The sequence below is a fragment of the Nocardioides sp. NPDC023903 genome (assembly GCF_040639295.1).
Lineage (GTDB): Bacteria > Actinomycetota > Actinomycetes > Propionibacteriales > Nocardioidaceae > Nocardioides.
The window spans coordinates 1-21,064 of the sequence record NZ_JBEZZS010000038.1; the positions used below are offsets into that span (position 1 = coordinate 1).

General features: G+C 68.3%; 21 protein-coding genes. 3 read left to right on the forward strand and 18 right to left on the reverse strand.

Going from position 1 to position 21,064, the window contains the following annotated elements:
* The first annotated feature begins 298 nt into the window (after nucleotides 1–298).
* A complete protein-coding gene (locus tag AB0F44_RS25855; RefSeq protein ID WP_350659693.1) occupies nucleotides 299–871 on the forward strand; it encodes a cob(I)yrinic acid a,c-diamide adenosyltransferase in 573 nt (190 codons plus the stop codon).
* 7 nt (nucleotides 872–878) lie between these two features.
* On the opposite strand, the gene AB0F44_RS25860 is transcribed toward AB0F44_RS25855, so the two are convergent.
* Nucleotides 879–1,874, reverse strand: a complete 996-nt coding sequence (locus AB0F44_RS25860; RefSeq protein ID WP_357359630.1) for a helix-turn-helix domain-containing protein — start codon at nucleotides 1,872–1,874, stop codon at nucleotides 879–881.
* 376 nt (nucleotides 1,875–2,250) lie between these two features.
* Between AB0F44_RS25860 and AB0F44_RS25865 the strand changes: the two genes are divergently transcribed.
* On the forward strand, nucleotides 2,251–5,421 hold the full coding sequence (locus AB0F44_RS25865; protein ID WP_357359631.1) for a DEAD/DEAH box helicase: 3,171 nt from the start codon (nucleotides 2,251–2,253) through the stop codon (nucleotides 5,419–5,421).
* A gap of 123 nt (nucleotides 5,422–5,544) precedes the next feature.
* On the opposite strand, the gene AB0F44_RS25870 is transcribed toward AB0F44_RS25865, so the two are convergent.
* The 15 genes from AB0F44_RS25870 to prmC all read right to left on the reverse strand — a co-directional run bounded on the left by AB0F44_RS25870 (nucleotide 5,545) and on the right by prmC (nucleotide 18,341).
* Nucleotides 5,545–6,705, reverse strand: coding sequence for an MFS transporter (locus tag AB0F44_RS25870; RefSeq protein ID WP_357359633.1), 1,161 nt, complete (start codon nucleotides 6,703–6,705; stop codon nucleotides 5,545–5,547).
* Between the two features lie 44 nt (nucleotides 6,706–6,749).
* A complete protein-coding gene (locus AB0F44_RS25875; RefSeq protein WP_357359634.1) occupies nucleotides 6,750–7,361 on the reverse strand; it encodes a DUF1707 and DUF4870 domain-containing protein in 612 nt (203 codons plus the stop codon).
* Nucleotides 7,362–7,473: 112 nt separating this feature from the next.
* The gene (locus tag AB0F44_RS25880) at nucleotides 7,474–7,890 is read right to left on the reverse strand and encodes a DUF2550 domain-containing protein (RefSeq protein ID WP_357359636.1); all 417 of its coding nucleotides are present in this window, start codon (nucleotides 7,888–7,890) and stop codon (nucleotides 7,474–7,476) included.
* 51 nt (nucleotides 7,891–7,941) lie between these two features.
* Nucleotides 7,942–8,334, reverse strand: coding sequence for a F0F1 ATP synthase subunit epsilon (locus AB0F44_RS25885; protein WP_045547377.1), 393 nt, complete (start codon nucleotides 8,332–8,334; stop codon nucleotides 7,942–7,944).
* A complete protein-coding gene (gene atpD, locus AB0F44_RS25890; RefSeq protein WP_350659687.1) occupies nucleotides 8,334–9,770 on the reverse strand; it encodes a F0F1 ATP synthase subunit beta in 1,437 nt (478 codons plus the stop codon). The genes AB0F44_RS25885 and atpD overlap by 1 nt, the downstream gene beginning before the upstream one ends.
* 26 nt (nucleotides 9,771–9,796) lie before the next feature.
* Nucleotides 9,797–10,723 (reverse strand): F0F1 ATP synthase subunit gamma, encoded by a 927-nt coding sequence (locus tag AB0F44_RS25895; protein WP_350659686.1) that lies wholly within the window; start codon nucleotides 10,721–10,723, stop codon nucleotides 9,797–9,799.
* Between the two features lie 3 nt (nucleotides 10,724–10,726).
* Nucleotides 10,727–12,367 (reverse strand): F0F1 ATP synthase subunit alpha, encoded by a 1,641-nt coding sequence (gene atpA / locus AB0F44_RS25900; RefSeq protein ID WP_357359639.1) that lies wholly within the window; start codon nucleotides 12,365–12,367, stop codon nucleotides 10,727–10,729.
* An 81-nt stretch (nucleotides 12,368–12,448) separates the two neighbouring features.
* Nucleotides 12,449–13,261, reverse strand: coding sequence for a F0F1 ATP synthase subunit delta (locus AB0F44_RS25905; RefSeq protein WP_160027746.1), 813 nt, complete (start codon nucleotides 13,259–13,261; stop codon nucleotides 12,449–12,451).
* Nucleotides 13,261–13,797 (reverse strand): F0F1 ATP synthase subunit B, encoded by a 537-nt coding sequence (locus AB0F44_RS25910; protein ID WP_355019004.1) that lies wholly within the window; start codon nucleotides 13,795–13,797, stop codon nucleotides 13,261–13,263. Before AB0F44_RS25910 ends, AB0F44_RS25905 begins: the two co-directional genes overlap by 1 nt.
* Nucleotides 13,798–13,823: 26 nt before the next feature.
* On the reverse strand, nucleotides 13,824–14,036 hold the full coding sequence (locus AB0F44_RS25915; protein ID WP_141795487.1) for an ATP synthase F0 subunit C: 213 nt from the start codon (nucleotides 14,034–14,036) through the stop codon (nucleotides 13,824–13,826).
* A gap of 77 nt (nucleotides 14,037–14,113) precedes the next feature.
* Entirely contained in the window at nucleotides 14,114–14,920 is an 807-nt protein-coding gene (gene atpB / locus AB0F44_RS25920; RefSeq protein WP_357359641.1) for a F0F1 ATP synthase subunit A, read from the reverse strand.
* A gap of 114 nt (nucleotides 14,921–15,034) precedes the next feature.
* Nucleotides 15,035–15,403: a hypothetical protein gene (locus AB0F44_RS25925; protein WP_357359643.1), complete on the reverse strand. Its 369-nt coding sequence runs from the start codon at nucleotides 15,401–15,403 to the stop codon at nucleotides 15,035–15,037.
* A 159-nt stretch (nucleotides 15,404–15,562) separates the two neighbouring features.
* Nucleotides 15,563–16,741: an MraY family glycosyltransferase gene (locus AB0F44_RS25930; RefSeq protein ID WP_357359644.1), complete on the reverse strand. Its 1,179-nt coding sequence runs from the start codon at nucleotides 16,739–16,741 to the stop codon at nucleotides 15,563–15,565.
* Entirely contained in the window at nucleotides 16,741–17,487 is a 747-nt protein-coding gene (locus tag AB0F44_RS25935) for an L-threonylcarbamoyladenylate synthase (RefSeq protein ID WP_357359646.1), read from the reverse strand. The genes AB0F44_RS25930 and AB0F44_RS25935 overlap by 1 nt, the downstream gene beginning before the upstream one ends.
* Complete coding sequence (prmC, locus tag AB0F44_RS25940; RefSeq protein WP_357359648.1) at nucleotides 17,484–18,341, reverse strand: peptide chain release factor N(5)-glutamine methyltransferase; 858 nt, start codon at nucleotides 18,339–18,341, stop codon at nucleotides 17,484–17,486. The genes AB0F44_RS25935 and prmC overlap by 4 nt, the downstream gene beginning before the upstream one ends.
* 175 nt (nucleotides 18,342–18,516) lie before the next feature.
* Between prmC and AB0F44_RS25945 the strand changes: the two genes are divergently transcribed.
* A complete protein-coding gene (locus tag AB0F44_RS25945) occupies nucleotides 18,517–19,497 on the forward strand; it encodes a hypothetical protein (RefSeq protein ID WP_357359650.1) in 981 nt (326 codons plus the stop codon).
* Nucleotides 19,498–19,567: 70 nt separating this feature from the next.
* Here the strand turns inward: AB0F44_RS25945 and prfA are convergent, their stop codons facing one another.
* Nucleotides 19,568–20,647 (reverse strand): peptide chain release factor 1, encoded by a 1,080-nt coding sequence (prfA, locus tag AB0F44_RS25950; RefSeq protein WP_357359652.1) that lies wholly within the window; start codon nucleotides 20,645–20,647, stop codon nucleotides 19,568–19,570.
* A gap of 160 nt (nucleotides 20,648–20,807) precedes the next feature.
* Nucleotides 20,808–21,020: a 50S ribosomal protein L31 gene (gene rpmE, locus AB0F44_RS25955; RefSeq protein ID WP_350832694.1), complete on the reverse strand. Its 213-nt coding sequence runs from the start codon at nucleotides 21,018–21,020 to the stop codon at nucleotides 20,808–20,810.
* Nucleotides 21,021–21,064 lie beyond the last annotated feature (44 nt).

Here is a 21,064-nt window from a genome sequence, read left to right on the forward strand (position 1 = left end):
ACCGGAGACGTCGAGGACGACATCACCCTCCACCGAGTCGAGATGGTCATAGATCACGCTGCGTGCCATCCAGGTGCTGCGTACGTCGAAATCTCCGCTCAGCACCAGCGTCGGCCCGTCGATCAAGATCTCCATGCCCTGCCTCCATCCCCCAGGAAGTGGATTCCCCTCTCGCCCACTATGACGCGCGGCTGCTCCGATTGGTTGCACCTCACCAGCCTCATTCGTCACTCTTGTCCCGATTTTCTGTCGCTTGACCACGTTCGCCGAAAGTGGGCCTTCCGAATAGGCTCAGCGCATGGTCAACCTGACGCGCATCTACACCCGCACCGGCGACGCCGGTGAGACCCGGCTCGGCGACATGAGCCTGACCGCCAAGACCGATCTGCGGCTGGAGGCGTACGCGACGACCGACGAGGCCGGGGCGGCGATCGGTGTCGCGCTGGCTCACGGCGGCATCGACGAGGACGTCGTGAAGGTGCTGACGACCGTCCAGAACGACCTCTTCGACGTCGGCGCGGACCTCTCGACCCCGGTCGTGGCCGAGCCCGAGTATCCCCCGCTCCGCGTCGAGCAGGCCTACATCGACCGGCTCGAGGCCTGGTGCGACGACTACAACGAGCCTCTGGAGAAGCTCCGCTCGTTCATCCTCTCCGGCGGCACCGTGGCCGCGGCCCACCTGCACGTGGCCCGCACCGTCGTGCGGCGCGCGGAGCGGGCGGCCTGGGCTGCGTACGAGGTCCACGGCGAGACCATGAACAAGCTCGCCCTGACCTATCTCAACCGCCTCAGCGACCTGCTCTTCATCCTCGCCCGGCATGCCAACCGCGAGCAGGGCGACGTCCTGTGGGTGCCGGGCGGCGAGCGCTGACCAGGCCTCACAGCCAGCCGCGACGCCCCGCCTCGTAGCCGAGCTGGAGGCGGGTGTCGACCCGCGCGCGGTCCATCATCTGGCGCACCCGCCGCTGGACCGTACGCAGCGACAGCCCGAGCTGCGCCCCGATGGAGGCATCGGTCAGGCCCGCCAGCAGCAGCGAGAGCACCTTGGTGTCCAGGGGCTCGAGGCGGTCGGCGGCCGTCTCGACCGTGCCCTCGGGCGTCGCGACCAGCTTGGGGGCCGAGGTCCAGATCAGGTCGAAGAGGGCGATGATCGCGTCGAGGAGTCCGCTGGGGTGGAGCAGCAGGGCGTCCTGGACCGTGTTGTGCTCACCCGATGCCGACGAACCCTGCATCAGCGGGATCAGGGCGATCTCCCGGTCGACGATGAAGGCGCGCAGCGGCACCGTCGGCACCACCCGCAGCTCGATCCCGATCTCGAGGCCGGAGTCGATGGTCTCGTAGATGCCGGGGGTGTCGAAGACGGAGCGCTCGAGGACGATGTCGTGCCTGACCCCGCGTTCGATCGCGGCCCGCTCGGCCTCGTCGGCGTCCTCCCGGGTGACGACCGCGGCCTGCGGCTTCTGCAGCGCCTGGATGCACTTCTTCGCCGAATACTGCAGCTGGGCGAACCGCTGGGCGATCGCCTCGGTGCCGTGCACGACGTCGACGACGTCGGCCACGTCCCGGCGGGCGACCGAGCCGCGATAGAGACCGGCGAGCTCGGTCATCTCGACCTGTGCACGACGCAGCTCGTCCTGGCGCTGGACGAGCAGCGCACCGAGCGCGACCGCCGGCGGGGAGGCGACGTAGCGGTCCTGGCCGGCCGAGGCCCGAGCCACCAGGCCCTTCCCCTCCAGCGCGGACAGCACCGCCGAGACTGCGTAGGTGTCCAGGTCGGCCGCCTCGGCCAGCTCTTCGAGGTTGGCCGACGGCGCGGCGACCAGCTGGCGGTAGATCGTCTCCTCGAGATTGTCGAGACCAAGCGCATCGAGCATCCGAGATGCCTTTCGTGGCGGGGGAACGAACGACCGACATCATGGCAGATATACGTCACGTCATATTCCCGCCATGGCGGTTCGACTTGCAATCACCGCCAACTTGGCCGAAAGTATTCATCGCCACCTCGGTCCGGATCCCCCCGCTCGGATCGAGGTGGCTTTACTTTTGCGCGACAAAGTTGTCGCGATCGGTTCGGATCCGGTTGTTCAGACGGGATGTCGGGCGTGCGTCTATGCAGGCCGATGAATGCACCGCAACCCCATGGTGACGCGCCGCTGGTCTAGACCACTGCCACCGCAACGAACGAGACGCTGCTCACCACCAGCGTCCACGAAGTCGCAGAACCCGCCTCATGCTGGAAGAATAGATCGGGTGCCCTTGCTCGAAGCTCTCACGAACGACCTGCTCCGCGAGACCTTCGACCCCCAGACCATCGAGCGTGGCGAGGCCTACGCAGCCCAGGGCCGGGTCGGTGAGCCCCGGGTCACCGAGGTCGGCAGCAGCGCGCTGCGAGCAGTAGCCGAGGTCAGAGGCACCAGCCCGGCTCCCTACCGCGTGACCCTCAACCTGGATTCCAGGAACGGCGTCGTCAGGGCAACGAGCTCGTGCAGCTGCCCCGTGCACAACAACTGCAAGCACGGTGCCGCCCTGGGCCTGGTCCTCGCCGGCTCGCGCGCCGGGGCGACGCCGATGGGCCCGTCGTGGGAGACGGAGCTGCGTACGCTCTTGGGCCAGCTCGCCGAGGACAACAAGCCCGAGGACGACCTGCCCGCGCTGGCGCTCGAGATCGACGTGCACAGCCCGCGGTCGGCCGTGGCCGGCTCCCCCACGATCGAGCTGCGCCCGATGCGCATGGGCAACCGCGAGCGCTGGGCGAAGACCGGCGCCGACTGGGGCAACATCCCCAACGCGGTGCCCGGCAAGGACTTCCCCCGCAGCCAGCTGCTCCCCCTGCAGGAGCTGGCCCGCCAGCTGCGGTCCGACCGGCTGCTCTACGCCCGGGGCTCCTCGCTCAGCCTCGCCGACTTCGGCGAGCACGCGGTCAGTCTGCTCCGCGACGCGATCCGTGGCGGTGTGACCGTCCTGCCCGGCGAGAACGTACGCGGCGTGGTGATCTTCGACGAGCCGCTCTCGCTCGCCGGCGAGCTGCGCCGCGAGGACGGCGAGGCCGTCCTCCGCTTCGGACTCGCCCACGGTGACCGGGTCTACGCCGGCCCCACGGTGCTTCCGATCGGCCGCCCGACCCGCTCGGTGGGCGTCCTCGATGCCGGGGTGCTCCATCTCGCTGATCTGCCCGGACCGCTGTCGACGCACGCACAGCGGCTGGTGACCGCCCGGGAGCCGCTCACCGTCCCCGAGGCCGAGATCGGCACGCTGAGCGCCCTGCTGGGCCCGCTGGCCCGTCTGGTGCCGCTGCGCTCGGCCGACGGCTCCCTCGACATCCCTGAGCCTCCCGCACCGCGCCTGACCCTGACGGTCACCTGGCGCAGCTCGACGCATGCCACGCTCGGATGGACCTGGGCCTACGGCGTACGTCACTACCCGGTGGACTCCCGCGAGGACCTCGGCCTGGTGCGCAACCCGGCGGAGGAGGCCGCGCTGCGCGCGAAGGTCTCCACCGAGCTGCTCCGCAAGCAGGAGGTACGCGACGGTGACGCCCTCGCGCTCGCCATCCACGACCTGCCCGCGCTGCGCGAGGTCGACGGCGTCGAGGTCACCGAGGTGGAGCGGCCCGACTTCCGCGAGACCGACGAGGACCCCGAGATCTCCTTCGAGATCACCTCGCCCGACGGTGCTGCCGTCGCCGGGCAGGACTGGCTCGACCTGCAGGTCGTGATCCGGATCGGCGCCGAGGCCGTGCCGCTCCCCGACGTACTCGGGGCGCTGACCCGCGGCGACGACCACCTGATCCTCCCCAGCGGCACCTACATCACCACCGACCGCCCCGAGCTCGACCGGCTGCGCAACGTCGTCGAGGCCGCCGGACAGCTCCACGAGCGCACCGGTGACGGGATCGCGGTCGGGAAGCACGACCTCGGCGTCTGGGCCGAGCTCGCCGAGCTCGGTGTGGTCGACCAGCAGGCCGCCGAATGGGTCCAGCGCGCCCAGGCGCTGCGCGACCTGCGCGAGATCCCCCGGCCCGAGCCGACCGGGCTGGCGACCGAGCTGCGCCACTACCAGCTCGACGGCTTCCACTGGCTGGCATTCCTGCACGAGCAGGGCCTCGGCGGGATCCTCGCCGACGACATGGGTCTGGGCAAGACGCTCCAGGTGCTGGCCACGATCTCCCACGCCGTGCACACTCAGCCGGAGACGCGCGCCCCCTATCTCGTGGTGGCGCCCACGAGCGTCGTACCCGCCTGGGTCCAGGAGGCCCGCCGCCACACGCCCGGTCTCCGGGTGAGCACGGTGAGCAAGCGCGTCGAGTCCATCGCCGAGGCCCGCGAGGGCGCCGACATCGTGATCACGACCTACGCCATCCTCCGGCTCGAGCAGGATGCCTTCGCCGGGCGCCCCTGGGCCGGCCTCGTCCTCGACGAGGCCCAGCAGGTCAAGAACCACCAGTCCAAGACGTACGCAGCGGCCCGCCGCATCGACGCCCGCTGGCGTCTCGCGGTGACGGGCACGCCGTTCGAGAACCGCCTGATGGAGCTGTGGGCGCTGCTCTCGATCACGGCGCCGGGGCTCTACCCCAGCCCGCGGCTGTTCCGCGACACCGTGGTCTCTCCCGTGGAGAAGTCGGGTGACGACGCAGCGCTGCGCCGGTTCCGGACCCGACTGCGACCGTTCCTGCTGCGGCGTACGAAGGAGCTCGTCGCCGACGACCTGCCGCCCAAGCAGGAGCAGGTGCTCGGCGTGGACCTCAACCCGGCCCACCGCAAGATCTACGACGCCCACCTGGCCAAGGAGCGGCAGCGGATCCTGCATCTGCTCGACGACTTCAACGACAACCGGGTGGCGATCCTCAGCGCGCTGACCAGGCTGCGACAGCTCTCCCTCGACCCCGGCCTCGTCGACCCCGATGACGACGACGTCGGCTCCGCCAAGCTCGACACCCTCGTCGACCACATCGAGGAGCTCGCCGCCGAGGGCCACAAGGCGCTGGTCTTCAGCCAGTTCACCTCGTTCCTCGGCCGGGCGCGCACGCGGCTCAAGGAGGCGGGCATCGACGCCGCCTACCTCGACGGCGCCACCCGCGACCGCGGCGCGGTCATCGAGAGCTTCCGCGACGGCGATGCCCCGGTCTTCCTGATCTCCCTGAAGGCCGGCGGCGTCGGCCTGACCCTGACCGAGGCCGACTACGTCTTCGTGCTCGACCCCTGGTGGAACCCCGCCGCCGAGGCCCAGGCCGTCGACCGCGCCCACCGCATCGGCCAGACCCAGCACGTCATGGTCTACCGCCTGGTCTCGACCGAGACGATCGAGGAGAAGGTCATGGAGCTCAAGGAGCGCAAGGCCGAGCTCTTCGCGAAGGTCGTCGACGGCGAAGGCGCCATGGGCTCCACCATTGGCGCCGACGACATCCGTGCTCTCTTCGACTGAAACGGGCGCAGCCCGTCCGGTGTAGCCGAGTCGGCTCATCCTGACCGAAAATCACGTCGAGTCGGCGCGTTATGACGCGCCGACTCGGCATGTATTTACGTCAGGATGAGCCGACTCGACGATTCAGACTGAACGCCGTCTTGCGACCGTCGCGGCCAACGCCGCAGCGGGGATCATGAGGACGGCGACGACCAGCAGGGCGCTCAGGGTGCCGACTTGGTCCCCCACGGCGCCCAGGATCGGTGGGAAGCCGAGGAAGGCTCCGTACGCCAGCGTGGAGACGACCGAGACGCGAGCCGCGGCCCGGGTCTCGTCGTCGGCGGCGATGCTGATCCCCAGGGGGAAGCCGAGGGCGGCGCCGAAGCCCCATAGGACGATCCCGGCCAGCGCGAGCCCGAACGAGCCGGCGAACACGGTCAGTACGATCCCCACGCCCGCCAGCGCCGCCGAGGTGATCAGGACCGGCTGCCGGCCGACCCTGTCGATCACCTTCGCGCCGGCGAAGCGGGCCAGGCTCATGCAGAAGACGAACGCCGCGTAGCAGGCCACCCCGACCCGGTGGCTCACGTCGTAACCGTCGATCATCGCCAGCGACACCCAGTCGTTGGCGCTCCCCTCGGCGGCGGCGAAGGCGAGCACCATCAGTCCCAGCAGCAGCGTGTGCGGCGAGCGCCAGGCGGCGATGAGCTCCCGCCGCGGCGAGTGCCCCTCTCGGGGCGGCTCGGCCGGGAGGAACCCCGCGGTCCCCCACCAGCAGACCGCCAGCACGATGGCCGCGACCCCGGCGACGTGCCACACCGTCGGCAACGTACCCACCAAGGCGATGCCCAGCAGTCCACCGAGCACGGTGCCGACGCTCCACATCGCGTGCAGCTGCGGCATCAGCGTCTTGCCGCCGAGCCGCTCGACCGCGGCCCCCTCGACGTTCATGGCGACGTCCCAGAGCCCATAACCGACGCCGTACGCCACCAGGAACAGCGCCACCAGCCAGGCCTGTCCCAACCAGCTGCCGGAGACCGCCACCAGGGTCAGGGCGGCGACACAGAGCACCGCGCAGCCGCGTACGACCCGGGCGGCGCCCCAGCGCATCACCAGTCCCCCGGCGAGCGGCAGCGCGGCGACAGAGCCGATGCCCATGGCCAGCAGCATCAGGCCGACGGCCGAGTTGTTCAGACCGAGGCTCTCGCGGAGCGCGGGGATGCGGGAGATGAAGGTCGCAGACAGCAGACCGTTGGTGGCGAACGCCACCACCGATCCAGCCTGGGCACGGCGGAGAGGCGTCACAAGTAAAGGCTAGTGGGGCCTCGGGCCGCGTCCAGGTGCGGGGATCAGTCCCGCTTCTTCTCGTACGGCCCACCGCGGCCGAAGATCGGCAGCACCCACGGCTGACGCAGCGGGGCACCGGCGAGCGCGACGACCGCGAAGGCGGCCGCGAGCACCCAGGCGATCCCGTAGAGCGCGCCACCGAGGCCGAAGGTCACGATCGTGACGGCGAGCAGGGTGAGCTGCAGGTTGAGGGCGCCGGCGGCGTGGTGCTTCACGAACTCGGAGCGCTTGCCGACGGTGTAGTAGAGGATCGCGGGGCCGACGACGATCGGAACCAAGGTCGTGGCCTGGGCGAGGGCGCCCAGGAGCCGCTCCTCGGTGGTCGGCGGCGGCAGCAGGTCGCGGACGGGCTTCGCCTGCACCGGCGCCGGGGTGGGCTGCGCGATCAGGTCGCGAGTGATCGGCTCCAGGGCGGCGTACGTCTTCGACTTCATGGTCAGGTCGAACCGGACGTCGAACTCGGCCTGGTCGAGCCGGCCGTCGGCGTAGGCGGACTTGAGGACGTCGATCACGCGGTCGCGATCGGCGTCGGTGCAGCGGAGCTCGTCGCCGGTGACAGGAGCCGACGGGACGGGTGGAGTGGGCGGGGTGGGAATCGGGGCAGTTGAGGACATACCTCTACCATCCGCCGCAGATGCCCTCCGGACAATCAGGGAAGCCCCCGAATGCAAACCGACCGACCCCGGTGTTGTGCCGGAGACGGTCGGAGGGAGTAGGAAGAGTCCCTCAGAAGACGGTCCAGGTGGACCGCATCGGGCGGGACTCCAGCCACGCCTGGAAGCCGATGAGGGTCTGCTGGTCCATCGCCAGGTCGATGTGCTCGCCCTTGACGTCGCAGGTGACGATCAGGCTCTCGGGGTAGAGGACCAGCTCCTCGATCCCCTCGGGAGAGCGGCTGGAGACATAGACGATCTCGGTCCGGCGCCAGACCCGTTTAGGCTTGGGCGAGAGCGAGAAGATCCGGAACCACTCCAGTTGAGCGTCACCGGAGTAGCGGCCGATGCCGATGACCCAACCGCGCCCGGGACTGGTGTCCCGGACGCGGTGGCTCAGTTCGAAGACGCCGCCGTTGCGAGCGAGCAGACGGCGGCGTACGGCGATCCCGACGCCATAGGCGAGGACAAGCAGAAGCGATGCGGCCACAACGGCCAAGAGCAGCTCCCACCATGCCATCCGGGTATCGCCCCTCTTTCCCTAAGAGGCCTTCTCGACAGCGCGGATGCGTGCCTCGGCACGACGGATGCGCTTCTCGGCGTCATTGTTGGTGCCGAGCAGGCGACGGGCCTCCTCGAGCTCGACCTCAGCCTGGCTGAGGTCGATCTCGTGGGCCAGCAGCACGTGCTCGGACAGGATCGAGACGCGGTCGTTGGCCACCGAGAGGAAGCCACCGTCGACGGTCGCGATCACCTCGGTGCCCTCCTCCGGAGTGATCTCCACGACCGCCTCGGTGAGAGCCGACAGCACCGGCGCGTGACCGCGCAGGACGCCGACATCACCGTCGACCGTTCGGGCGATGACCATGGTGGCCCCGCCGCTCCAGACCACGCGGTCTGCAGCGACGAGCTCCACCTGAAGTGCGTCCGTCATCAGAGGCTCTTCTGGATCTCGGCCCACTTCGCCTCGACGTCGTCGAGGCCACCGCACATGAAGAACGCCTGCTCGGCGACGTGGTCGTACTCACCCTCGGCGATCTTGTTGAACGCCTCGATGGTGTCCTTGACCGGAACCGTCGAACCCTCGATGCCGGTGAACTGCTTGGCGACGTAGGTGTTCTGCGACAGGAACCGCTGGATCCGGCGAGCGCGGGAGACGATGATCTTGTCTTCCTCGGAGAGCTCGTCGACACCCAGGATCGCGATGATGTCCTGCAGCTCCTTGTTGCGCTGGAGGATCTGCTTGACGCGGACGGCGCAGTCGTAGTGGTCCTGACCGATGTACTGCGGGTCCAGGATTCGCGACGTCGAGGTCAGCGGGTCCACGGCCGGGTAGATACCCAGCGACGCGATCTCGCGGGAGAGCTCGGTGGTCGCGTCCAGGTGGGCGAACGTGGTCGCCGGAGCCGGGTCGGTGTAGTCGTCGGCCGGCACGTAGATCGCCTGCATCGAGGTGATCGAGTGACCACGCGTCGAGGTGATCCGCTCCTGGAGCTGACCCATCTCGTCGGCGAGGTTGGGCTGGTAGCCCACGGCCGAAGGCATCCGGCCCAGCAGGGTCGAGACCTCGGAGCCCGCCTGGGTGAAGCGGAAGATGTTGTCGATGAACAGCAGCACGTCCTGGCCCTGGACGTCGCGGAAGTACTCCGCCATCGTCAGCGCCGAGAGGGCCACGCGAAGACGCGTGCCCGGCGGCTCGTCCATCTGGCCGAAGGTCAGGGCGACCTTGTCGTAGACGCCGGCCTCCTGCATCTCGTGGATGAGGTCGTTGCCCTCACGGGTGCGCTCGCCGACACCGGCGAACACGGAGACACCACCGTGGTTCTTGGCGACTCGGGCGATCATCTCCTGGATGAGGACGGTCTTGCCGACGCCCGCACCACCGAAAAGGCCGATCTTTCCACCGGTCACGTAGGGGGTGAGGAGGTCGATGACCTTGATGCCCGTCTCGAACATCTGGGTCTTGGACTCCAGCTGGTCGAAGGCCGGAGCCTTGCGGTGGATGCCCCAGCGCTCGTTGACCTCGACCGTGGCCGGGTCGACGTCGAGGATGTCACCGGTCGCGTTGAACACGTGGCCGAGGGTGACGTCACCCACGGGAACCGTGATCGGGCCACCGGTGTCGCGCACCGAGGAGCCGCGTACGACGCCGTCGGTCGGCTTCAGCGAGATCGCGCGGACCATGCCGTCACCGATGTGCTGGGCAACCTCGAGCGGCAGGGTCGTCGTCTCACCGCTGATGGTGACCTCGACCTCGAGCTTGTTGTAGATGTCTGGCATGGCGTCGACGGGGAACTCCACGTCGACGACCGGGCCGATCACGCGGGCGATGCGGCCCGTCGTGGTCTTCTCGTCAACCTGTGCGGTCATTTTCTAGTCAGTCCTTCTGTGGGTTCTCAGTCGTTCGCAGCCTGGGCGTCGGCGAGCGCGTTCACGCCGCCGACGATCTCGCTGATCTCCTGGGTGATGCCTGCCTGGCGAGCCTGGTTGGCAACCCGGGTGAACTTCTTGATGAGCTCATCGGCATTGTCGGTGGCCGACTTCATCGCCTTCTGACGCTGGGCCAGCTCGGAGGCGGCGGCCTGCAGCAGCGCGAACCAGATCCGGCTCACGACGTACTGCGGGAGCAGCGAGTCGAGCACGGCCTCGGCCGACGGCTCGAACTCGTAGAGCGGCAGGACGTCGCCCTCGGCCGGAGCCTCGGTGCCCTCCACGACCTCCAGAGGCAGGAGACGTACGGCGGTGGGCTTCTGCGTCATCATGGTGATGAACCGCGTGTAGACCACGTGGACCTCGTCGACGCCGGGAGCGGCGGCCTTCTCGGCCTCGGTTCCCTCGACGAAGACCTCGATCAGCTTCTCGCCGATCTCCTTGGCCGCCTCGAACTCCGGACGGTCGGAGAAGCCGGTCCAGGCCTGCGCCACGGAACGACCGCGGAACTTGTAGAAGGCCTCCGCCTTGCGTCCGGTGACGTAGAGGTCGACCTCCTTGCCCTCGGCCTTGAGCTTCTCGACCAGGCCCTCGGCCTCCTTGAGCACGCTCGAGGAGTAGGAGCCCGCCAGACCACGGTCGCTGGTGACCACCAGCACGGCGGCGCGGGTGGGCGCCTCCGGCTCGGTGGTCAGCGGGTGGTCCACGTTGGAGTAGGTCGCAACCGCCGAGACGGCACGGGTGAGCTCACGGGCGTACGGCGCGGCCGCATTGGCCCGCTGCTGCGCCTTGATGATCCGGGACGCAGCGATGAGCTCCATGGCACGCGTGATCTTCTTCATCGACTCCGTCGACTTGATCCGCGCGCGGAGTTCACGCACTGACACGGCCATGGGTCAGCCCCGCTTCTGCTTGACGATCTGCTCCTGCTCGACGTCCTCGTCAGCCAGGGCCTCCGTCTTGGAGGAACCCGGCTTGATCGAGTGGCCCTCCGAGGTCTCGAACTGGTTGAGGAACGAGTCGTAAGCCTTCTTCAGCTCGGACTCGGTGGAGTCCTCGAACTTCAGCGACTCACGGATGCCGGCGAGGATGCCGTCGTGGGAGCGACGCAGGAAGTCGAGGAACTCCCGCTCGAACTTGAGCACGTCTTCAACCGGGACGATGTCCAGGCCGCCGGAGGTGCCCAGCCACAGCGAGACGGTCATCTCGTCGATCGGGTAGGGCGAGTAGGCCGGCTGCTTGAGCAGCGCCATCAGCCGCTGACCGCGGGCCAGCTGCTGCTTCGAGGCCGCGTCCAGGTCGGAGGCGAACATCGCGAAGGCCTCCATCGCGCGGTACTGCGCGAGTTCGACCTTGAGCGAGCCGGTGACGCCCTTGAGGGCCTTGGTCATCGCGGCGCTACCGACGCGGGAGACCGAGACGCCGACGTCGATCGCCGGGCGCTGGTTGGCCGCGAACAGGTCGGACTGCAGGAAGATCTGACCGTCGGTGATGGAGATGACGTTGGTCGGGATGAACGCCGAGACGTCGTTGGCCTTGGTCTCGATGATCGGCAGACCGGTCATCGAGCCCTTCCCCATCTCGTCGGAGAGCTTCGCGCAGCGCTCCAGCAGCCGGGAGTGCAGGTAGAAGACGTCACCCGGGTAGGCCTCACGGCCCGGCGGGCGGCGCAGCAGCAGCGACACGGCGCGGTAGGCCTCGGCCTGCTTGGTCAGGTCGTCGAAGACGATCAGGACGTGCTTGCCCTCGTACATCCAGTGCTGGCCGATGGCCGAGCCGGTGTAGGGGGCGAGGTACTTGAAGCCGGCGGAGTCGGAGGCCGGAGCCGCGACGATCGTCGTGTACTCCAGCGCGCCGGACTCCTCGAGGGCGCCACGCACGGAGGCGATGGTCGAGCCCTTCTGGCCGATGGCGACGTAGATGCAGCGGACCTGCTTGTCGGGGTCGCCCGACTCCCAGTTCTGCTTCTGGTTGATGATCGTGTCGATCGCGACCGTGGTCTTACCGGTCGAGCGGTCACCGATGATCAGCTGACGCTGGCCACGGCCGATCGGGGTCATCGCGTCGATCGCCTTGATGCCGGTGGCGAGCGGCTCGTGCACCGACTTGCGGGCCATCACGCCGGGAGCCTGGAGCTCCAGGGCGCGGCGGCCGACCGTCTCGATGTCGCCGAGGCCGTCGATCGCGTTGCCGAGCGGGTCCACGACGCGGCCGAGGTAGCCGTCACCGACGGGGACCGAGAGAACCTCGCCCGTACGTCGGACCGACTGGCCCTCCTCGATCTTGTCGAAGTCGCCCAGGACGACGACACCGATCTCGCGGGTGTCCAGGTTCAGGGCGAGACCAAGGGTGCCGTCCTCGAACTCGAGGAGCTCGTTGGTCATGGCCGAGGGCAGACCCGACACGCGGGCGATGCCGTCCGCGGTCGAAGCGACGGTGCCGACCTCCTCGGTCTTCGCCGCCTCCGGCTTGTAGTCCGCGACGTACTTTGCCAGTGCGTCCCGGATCTCGTCGGGACGGATGGAGAGCTCCGTCATCTGTGCCTTCTCTCTCAGTTCTTACAAGTCAGTCTGTGTCACACAGGGGTCGTACGGCCAGTTGACGGCCGCGGTGCCGGATCAGCCGGCCAGGGCTCGCTGCGCCCCTTCGAGGCGACTCGAGACGGTGCCGTCGATGACGTCGTCACCGATCGATACCTTGATGCCACCGACGACAGCCGGATCGACGACCACGTTGAGGTGGACCTCACGGCCGTACTTCCTCGCCAGTGCTGCCGCCAGACGGGTGGTCTCGGCCTCCGAGAGCGGGGCCGCAACGCGGATGACCGCGGTGCCCTCGTCTGCGACGGATGCCGCGACCTTCTGGTATTCACCGAGAGCGGCCGATGCGGTGCGGTAGGTGCCCGCCAGCGCCTGCTTCGTCAGGGTCACGGTCGCAGGAAGCGCCTTGCCCCCGAGCAGCGTGTCGACGAGCGCGGCCTTGTCCTCGGTCGTGCGAGCCGGGTCGGAGAGCGCGTCGCGCAGCTCCGGCGTCTCCTGCACGGCCTGCTGGACCGCGAACAGCTCGTCGGCGAGGCGCTTGGCCTCGCCGCCGGCGCTGCGGACCGCGGCGATCTCGCTCAGTCGCTCGACCGCGTCGCTCAGGTCACCGGCGTGTGTCCAGCGGTGCTTGACCGCCGACTCGAACACGCCGAGGCCCGTCGCGTCGACCTTCCCGCCGAACAGCTCAGCGACGAGGCCGGTCTTGGCCTCCTGCGGCACCGAGGCGTCGGTGACGAAGCGTCGCAGAGCTGCCTCGGCACGGAGGGTCTGGGAGACCTCGAAGAGGGTGTCGGCCGCCTTCGCCGCCGCCTCAGGCGAGGCGGAGACAGCGGTCTTCAGCTCCTCGGTCAGGGCGGCAACGGCGTCGGCCGACGCTCCACGGAAGTCCATCAGTGAACCCCTGCCTCGAGGTCAGCGAGGAACCGCTCGACCACACGGCTGGAACGCTCGTCGTCGTCGAGGGACTCGCCGACGATACGACCGGCGAGACCGGTGGCCAGCGAGCCGACCTCGGTCTTCAGCGACGTAGCAGCCGCCTGGCGCTCGGCCTCGATCTGCGCCTTGCCGGCGGTGATGATGCGCTCCGCCTCGGACTGCGCCTCGAGGCGCATCTCGGCCTTGATCGCGGCGCCCTCCTCGCGAGCCTGCTCGCGGATGCGGGCAGCCTCGTGGCGAGCGTCGGCCAGCTGGGCCTCCAGCTGAGCGAGCTTGGCATCCGCCTCGGCCTGCTTGGCGTTGGCGTTCTCGATGCCGCCTTCGATCGCCGCGGTTCGATCGGCGTACGCCTTCTCGAAGTTCGGAACGATGAACTTCGCAACTCCCACGAAGAGGATGGCGATGACGATGAAACCGAGGATGATCTCCGGGACGTGCGGGACCAAGGGATTGATCTCGGTCTCCGCAGCGGTTACCTGGGTAAGGATCATGTCGGAACCTTCAGTAGTTCCCTACGTCAGCGAAGGACGAAGGCGAGAGCCAAGGAGATGATGAAGAACTGCTCACACAGAGCGAAGCCGAGGATGGCGATTGCCTGCAGACGGCTCTGGGCCTCCGGCTGACGGGCGACACCGGCGACGTACGCGGCGAAGATCAGACCGACACCGACACCCGGGCCGATGGCGGAGAGGCCGAGGCCGATGATTCCGAGCTGTCCCGACAGTTCCATGGGATTTCCTTCCGGTTATGACGCGATCTGCGTCAGTTGTTGTGCGTCGACTTGGGTTGGGCTGGGATGACGAGGCGTCAGTGCTCGTCGGCGACTGCACCGGCGATGTACATCGCCGAGAGCAGGGTGAAGACATAGGCCTGCAGGAACATGATCAGCATGTCCAGGAAGGACACGAAGATGCCGAGCAGGAAGGCGAAGACGCCGGCGGTGATGCCCTGCCACGTCGGAACGTAGTGCAGGATCAGCCAGGCGCCACCGATGGAGAAGAGCGCCACCAGCAGGTGGCCGGCGAACATGGTCGCGAAGAGACGAATCGCCAGCGTGAACGGGCGCACGACGATGTTGGAGAGGAACTCCAGCGGGACCATCATGATCAGGATCGGGCCGCTCACGCCGCTGGGTACCGTCTGGAGCTTGAGGTAGCCGACGAAACCGTGCTTCGCGATGCCGACGGTGTTGTAGATCAGCCAGGTGATGATCGCCAGGGCCGCCGTGTAGCCGATGTGCGACATCGTGGGGAACTGGACGAACGGGATGATCCCGTAGAAGTTGTTGATGATGATGAAGACGAAGACCGTGAAGAGGTACGGCACGAACCTCATGTAGTCCTTCGACCCGATGATGTCGCGGGCGATGGAGTTGCGGACCATCCCGTAGACGTACTCACCGGCGAACTGCAGACGGCTCGGAACCACGGCAGCCTTGCGGGAGGCGGCGTAGAAGAAGCCGAAGCCGATCACGACGGACAGCAGGACCAGGAGGCTCACCTTGGTCAGGGCCCAGTCGCCGGACCCGACGATCGGCGGAAGGAAGAAGTCCGCGGGCCCCGGGATATGAGGCCCCGACTCCGACGCCATAACGGTGGCGGCAAGCGACTTCACGCTGTCTCCTGTTTGTTCGAACTTACGATTTCTGGGTGGCGAGCCTCAAAGGCTCGGGCATCATCCCGGCGGCCGCCCCCGACGGCCCGGACGATATCAGGCGCTACTGGCGGGTCACGAGTCTGCCCCGGGCAGGTCGAAGAGCGGGATTCGCTCGCGTCGCACCAGGAACGCGAACGTGGTCGTCCAAGCGACTGTGAGCGCCATGACCGAGAAGGCTGCCGGACGTACGACAGCGTCTCCCCCGGTCTGCGAAACGATCAGCAGGACGACGAAGAGAACCATGCCTGACAGCGTGAAGACACCGACAGCGGCGGGCAGCGACAGGGCGGGCGACTTCGCCGCGATCCAGAACATCGCCCAAGAGCCGACCGCCAGCACGACAACGGTGGCGATCGAACCGATCGCAGCACCAGTCAGACCATCGGTCCCGGCAAGAACAAAGGCCACCACGAGGGCCGCGAGCACAGCAACTGCGGACACTGCGGCAGAACCTCGCAGCACCTTGGACTTGCTGGTTGCGGTCGTCATCGTCGGCGGCCGTTCTCTCTGGGGGCATTTCACGTGTTCAGGAGCGTATCCCGAACGCTCGTGAAAACTATCACAAGCGTCTTTGGGTGCCCTAATTGATCGATCAAGGCGTCACGAGTGAGTCTGGTTCTCCAGCGGGGTGAGGTCCTCGGGGACCTCGAGGAGCTTGTCGGTGCGCTCGCCGCGGATCTTGGGGAGGACGAAGGTGAGGAGCACGATGAGGGCGGTGGCGACGACTACGCCGGTGATGACGACCGGGCCGCGGTAGAGGGTCACGAAGACCGAGCCGAAGGACATCAGGCCGGCCCAGAGCCACATGATCAGCACGGCACGACGCTGGGAGTGGCCGATCTCCAAAAGGCGGTGGTGGAGGTGCTTCTTGTCCGCGGCGAAGGGTGAGCGGCCGGCGCGGGTGCGGCGTACGACGGCCAGCACGAGGTCGACGAGAGGGACCACCAGGATCGTCAGTGGGAGCAGCAGCGGCAGGAAGGTCACCAGGAGCGCGGTGGAGGCGTCGAAGGCGTTCACGTTCAGGCCGCCGGCGTTGTAGGAGCCCGAGAGGGTGACCGCGCTGGCGGCGAGGATCAGACCGATCAGCATCGAGCCGCTGTCGCCCATGAACAGTCGGGCGGGATGCCAGTTGTGGATGAGGAAGCCGACGCAGGCTCCGGCGAGGGCGACGGTCAGGAGAGCCGCTGTCGAGGCGCGGCCGATGTCGTTGATCCGGGTGAACTGGTAGCAGAACAGGAACAGCGCCAGCGCGCCGATACCGACGACCCCCGCAGCCAGACCGTCGAGGCCGTCGATGAAGTTGACCGCGTTGACCACGGTGATCACGACGAGCCCGGTGAGCAGAGCGCCCTGGGCAGGGTCGATCGAGAACTGGGTGCCATCGGGGAACGTGATGAGGCTGTACTGCAGGTTGAAGCCCACCAGGATCGCGGTCGCCAGCACCTGGCCGCCCAGCTTGGTGAGGGCGTCGAGCTCGAAGATGTCGTCGACGACACCGACGATGCAGATCAGTGCACCGGCGAGGATCACCACGCCGGTGTCCTGGAGCACGAAGTCCGGCGCATCGGCCAGGAACGGCAGCTCGCGGGCGACCAGGTAGGCAGCCACCAGTCCACCCAGCATCGCCACGCCACCCATGTAGGGGATCGGGACGGCATGTACGTCACGGTCGCGGACCTTCGCGACGGCCCCCGTGCGCATCGCGAACTCGCGGGCGACGACAGTGAGCAGGTAGGTCACCACGGCGGCGACCAGGAAGAGGAGGACGTAGGCGCGCATCAGGCTTCTGTGTCGGCGTCCGTGGCGGGCAGGTCGGTCTCGGGTCCGTCGGTCTCGGGCATGTTGGCGGGGTCCGGATCGCCCGGCCGACGGATGGCGACGTCGTGATTGGCGAGGATCTCGTTGATCCGATCGATGCTGATCGCACCCTCCCGCAGAACCTTCGGCTCGTCACCGGTGGCGGAGACGATCGTGGACGCCTCGCCGACCGGCGACTCGCCCCCATCGATGATGGCCTTGACCATCTTGCCGAGCATCTCGTCGGCCTGGTCGGCGTTGGTGGCCGCAGGCTTCGTGGTGCGGTTGGCCGAGCTGGTCGCCAGCGGACCGACCCGGTCGATGATCCGGCGCAGGATGTCGGAGTCGGGGATGCGTACGGCCACGGTCTGGCGGGCCTCGCCCAGGTCCCACTGCAGCGACGGCTGCTGGTGGAACACCACCGTCAGCGCACCGGGCCACAGCTCCTCGACCAGGCTGCGCGCCCAGTCGGGGATCCGCGTCGCGAGGGCGTCGAGGGTGGCGACGTTGGAGATCAGCACCGGCGGCGGCATCGAGCGGCCTCGGCCCTTGGCGGCGAGCAGACCGGCCACGGCGCCCTTGTCGAACGCGTCGGCGGCGATGCCGTAGACCGTGTCGGTCGGTACGACCACGAGCTCGCCGGCCTGAAGGGCGGCCACAGCAGCATCGATCGCCTCGGTCTGCTCGTCCTCGGTCGCGATCGGGTAGCGCTCAGTCACAGTGCTCATGTTGCCAGTTGTGCGGTCGTGAAGCGCGGACGGCCTGCCAGATCGAGATGATCGCGTACGTCCTGCCATCTTCCGGTGGCGGCGAAGACCGCCGGAGCGCCACCGTTCTGACCGTCAGGGCCCTGCTCGTCGGCGTGCTCGAAGCCGACCACTCCCCCGGGCTTCAGCAGCTCGGCGGCCCGCCGTTCCAGGACGCGGATCGCGTCCAGCCCGTCCTGCCCGGAGAAGAGGGCGAGGTCGGGATCGTGATCGCGCGCCTCCGCGGCGACGGACTCCCAGGCTTCGAGCGGGATGTATGGGGGATTGCAAACGAGCACGTCGACGCTGCCGTCCAGATCGGTGAACGCCTCGGCCATGTCGCCCTGTCGCAGATCCACGCCGGTGCCGGTCAGGTTGCGTACGGCCCAGGGGTAGGCGTCCTCGGAGAGCTCGACCGCGTGCACCTCGGCGCCGGAGACCTCGTCGGCGATGCTCTTCGCGATCGCTCCCGACCCCGTGCAGAGGTCGACGATGACGGGCTGGTCGATGGTCGCAGCCTGGTCGATCGCCCAGCCGGCGAGCAGCTCGGTCTCGGGCCGCGGCACGAAGACGCCGGGACCGACGGCGAGCTCGACGTGGCGGAAGTACGCCACCCCGGTCAGGTGCTGCAACGGCTCGCGTTCCGCGCGGCGGGCGAGCAGGTCTGCGTAGGCCTTCTCATGGTGCTCCGCCACGTCGTCGACGAGGAAGAGACGGTTGCGGTCGGTGTCGAGGACATGGGCCAACAAGATGGCCGCATCGGCGTCCGGGCTGTCGACTCCGGCCTCTTCGAGCTGCTTTCGGGCACTTGCCAGAAGTGTGCGCGGGGCGGTCATGGGCAACTGCTCCTGAATGTGTTAGTCATGCTTTACCCGGCTGAGGGTAACGTTCGGGCGCCTCAACGGTTCTTCCGGTCATATCGGGGGACGCGGGACTGGCCGCACACCTCGTCGGGCGCTGTGCTGCCCCACCATCACACCCGAGATCTCCCCCGGAAGGAAACATCACCCCATGAAGTGGCCCTTGCTGCTTGCACTCATCCTCGTCCTCGTCCTCCTGATCTGGTTCTTCTTCGGACGCCCGATCCGCAAGGACGCCAAGGCCGCACACCGTGCCGACAAGGACCACCCGGCCACCGAGGGCACCGACGCCACCAGCGCTCCCGTCGCCGCTGCCGCCGTCCCCGCCGAGGCGTCCGTGGCCGAGCCGGCCGCTGAGACACCGGCTGCCGACGCTCCGACGGCCGAGGAATCCGCTGTCGAAGAGCCCGTCGCCGAAGAGCCCGCCGAGGCTGCTGTCGAGTCTGAGGTCGCAGAGACCGCCACGGACGACGTGACCGACGCGGACACCGCTGCCGTCGTCGCGGAGGCCGAGAGCGTCACTGCGGCTGCTGCAGCCGACGCCGAGACCACTGAGGCGGAGCCTGCCGCGGCCGAGGCCGTCACTCCCGAGCCCGCTCCCGTCGAGGCCGAGCCGGAGGCAGCTCCGGCCGCCGAGGCGCCCGCCGCGACCAACGGTGCTCCCTACGCCGGCGCCGTGCTGCCGGCTGCTGACGGAAGCAGCTCGGACGCTGCGTACAGCATCAAGGGCAGCAGCGGGAAGAAGTACCACACGACCGCGAGCCCCTACTACGGCCGCACCAAGGCAGCCGTCTACTTCGACTCCGAGGAGTCGGCCGAGGCGGCCGGGTTCGTGCGGGCGAGCAGCGACTTCTACGACCGCAGCAAGAAGGCCGACACGACCGAGACCGAGCAGCCGCTGCCGCCGGCGAGCAGCTACGGCGCCGGTAGCGCCGACCCGCTCGAGGACGGCTCCAGCCCGCACCCGGCGTACGTCGTGAAGGGCAACATCCGCAAGGACGGCGCGAAGCGCTACCACACCTCCGCGAGCACGGCCTTCAAGCGGACCCAGGCCGAGGTCTGGTTCGACAGCGAGGCCTCGGCCGAGGCCGCCGGCTTCGTCGTGGGCTTCAAGAAGAAGGCCAACGCCTGACCTGCACGTCAAAACAAGCTCGAAGGTCGCAGTCACCCGGTGACTGCGACCTTCGAGCTTGTGACGGGCCTTAGGAATCGAGGGAGGCCAGCCGGGCCGCCAGGTCGGCGTCCACGGCGCTTCCGATCACCGGCTCCAGGTCGCCGTCGAGGACCTGGTCGAGGTTGTAGGACTTGTAGCCGGTGCGGTGGTCGGAGATGCGGTTCTCCGGGAAGTTGTAGGTGCGGATGCGCTCGGAGCGGTCGACGGTGCGCACCTGGGAGCGGCGGGCATCGGAGGCTTCCGCGTCGGCGGCGTCCTGCGCCGCCTGGAGCAGGCGCGAGCGGAGCACGCGCATGGCCTGCTCCTTGTTCTGCAGCTGCGACTTCTCGTTCTGCATCGAGACGACGATGCCGGTGGGGATGTGGGTGATCCGGACCGCCGAGTCGGTGGTGTTGACCGACTGGCCGCCGGGGCCGGAGGAGCGGTAGACGTCGATGCGGAGGTCGTTGTCGTTGATCTCGACGTCGATCGGCTCGGCCTCGGGAACCACCAGGACACCGGCGGCCGAGGTGTGCACTCGGCCCTGCGACTCGGTGACCGGCACCCGCTGGACACGGTGTACGCCACCCTCGAACTTGAGCAGCGCGTAGGGCGCCCGGCCGGGCTCGGAGGTCCCCTTCGCCTTCACCGCGACGGTGACGGACTTGTAGCCGCCGAGGTCGGACTCGTTGGCGTCGAGGAACTCGAGCTTCCAGCCCTGACGCTCGGCATAGCGGGTGTACATCCGCAGCAGGTCGCCGGCGAACAGCGCCGACTCCTCGCCGCCCTCCCCCGACTTCACCTCGAGGATGGCGTCCTTGTCGTCGGTCGGGTCACGAGGCACGAGCAGGCGACGAAGCCGCTCCTCGGCCTCCTCGCGCTGCGGCACCAGCGCCTCGGCCTCCTCGGCGAACGAGGGATCCTCCCCCGCCAGCTCGCGGGCGGCCTCGACGTCGTCACCGAGCTGCTGCCAGGAGTGGTAGGCGTCGATGATCGAGCTCAGCTCGGCGTACCGCTGGTTGAGCTTCTTCGCCAGGCGCGCGTCGGCGTGGGTCTCGGGCTCGGCGAGCCGCTTCTCGAGGCCCTCGTGCTCCTCGATCAGCCCTTCGACCGCTTCAAACTGTGACATCTCCGCCTCGCTTCTCGCTTGGAAGGAATACCCGGTTAACCGGGTATTCCTGCACTTCTCGGGCCTTGCAACACCCCGGAAGTGCAGGAATTGCCCGATAAGTTCGATGAAATGCGCCGCGCCGGCCCCCACGAACACGTGGGGGCCGGCGCGTTAAGAGCTACTTGTTGCGCTTGCCGAAGCGAGCCTCGAAGCGAGCCACGCGACCGCCGGTGTCGAGGATCTTCTGCTTGCCCGTGTAGAACGGGTGGCAGTTGGAGCACACGTCGGCGCGGATGGCGCCCTCGGCCACAGTGCTGCGGGTGGTGAAGGAGTTGCCGCAGGTGCAGGTGACCTGGGTCTCGACGTACGTCGGGTGGATGTCGGTCTTCATGAGGTTCCTCTCAAGACATTGGGTTCCGGGTCGCCTCCGCAGGT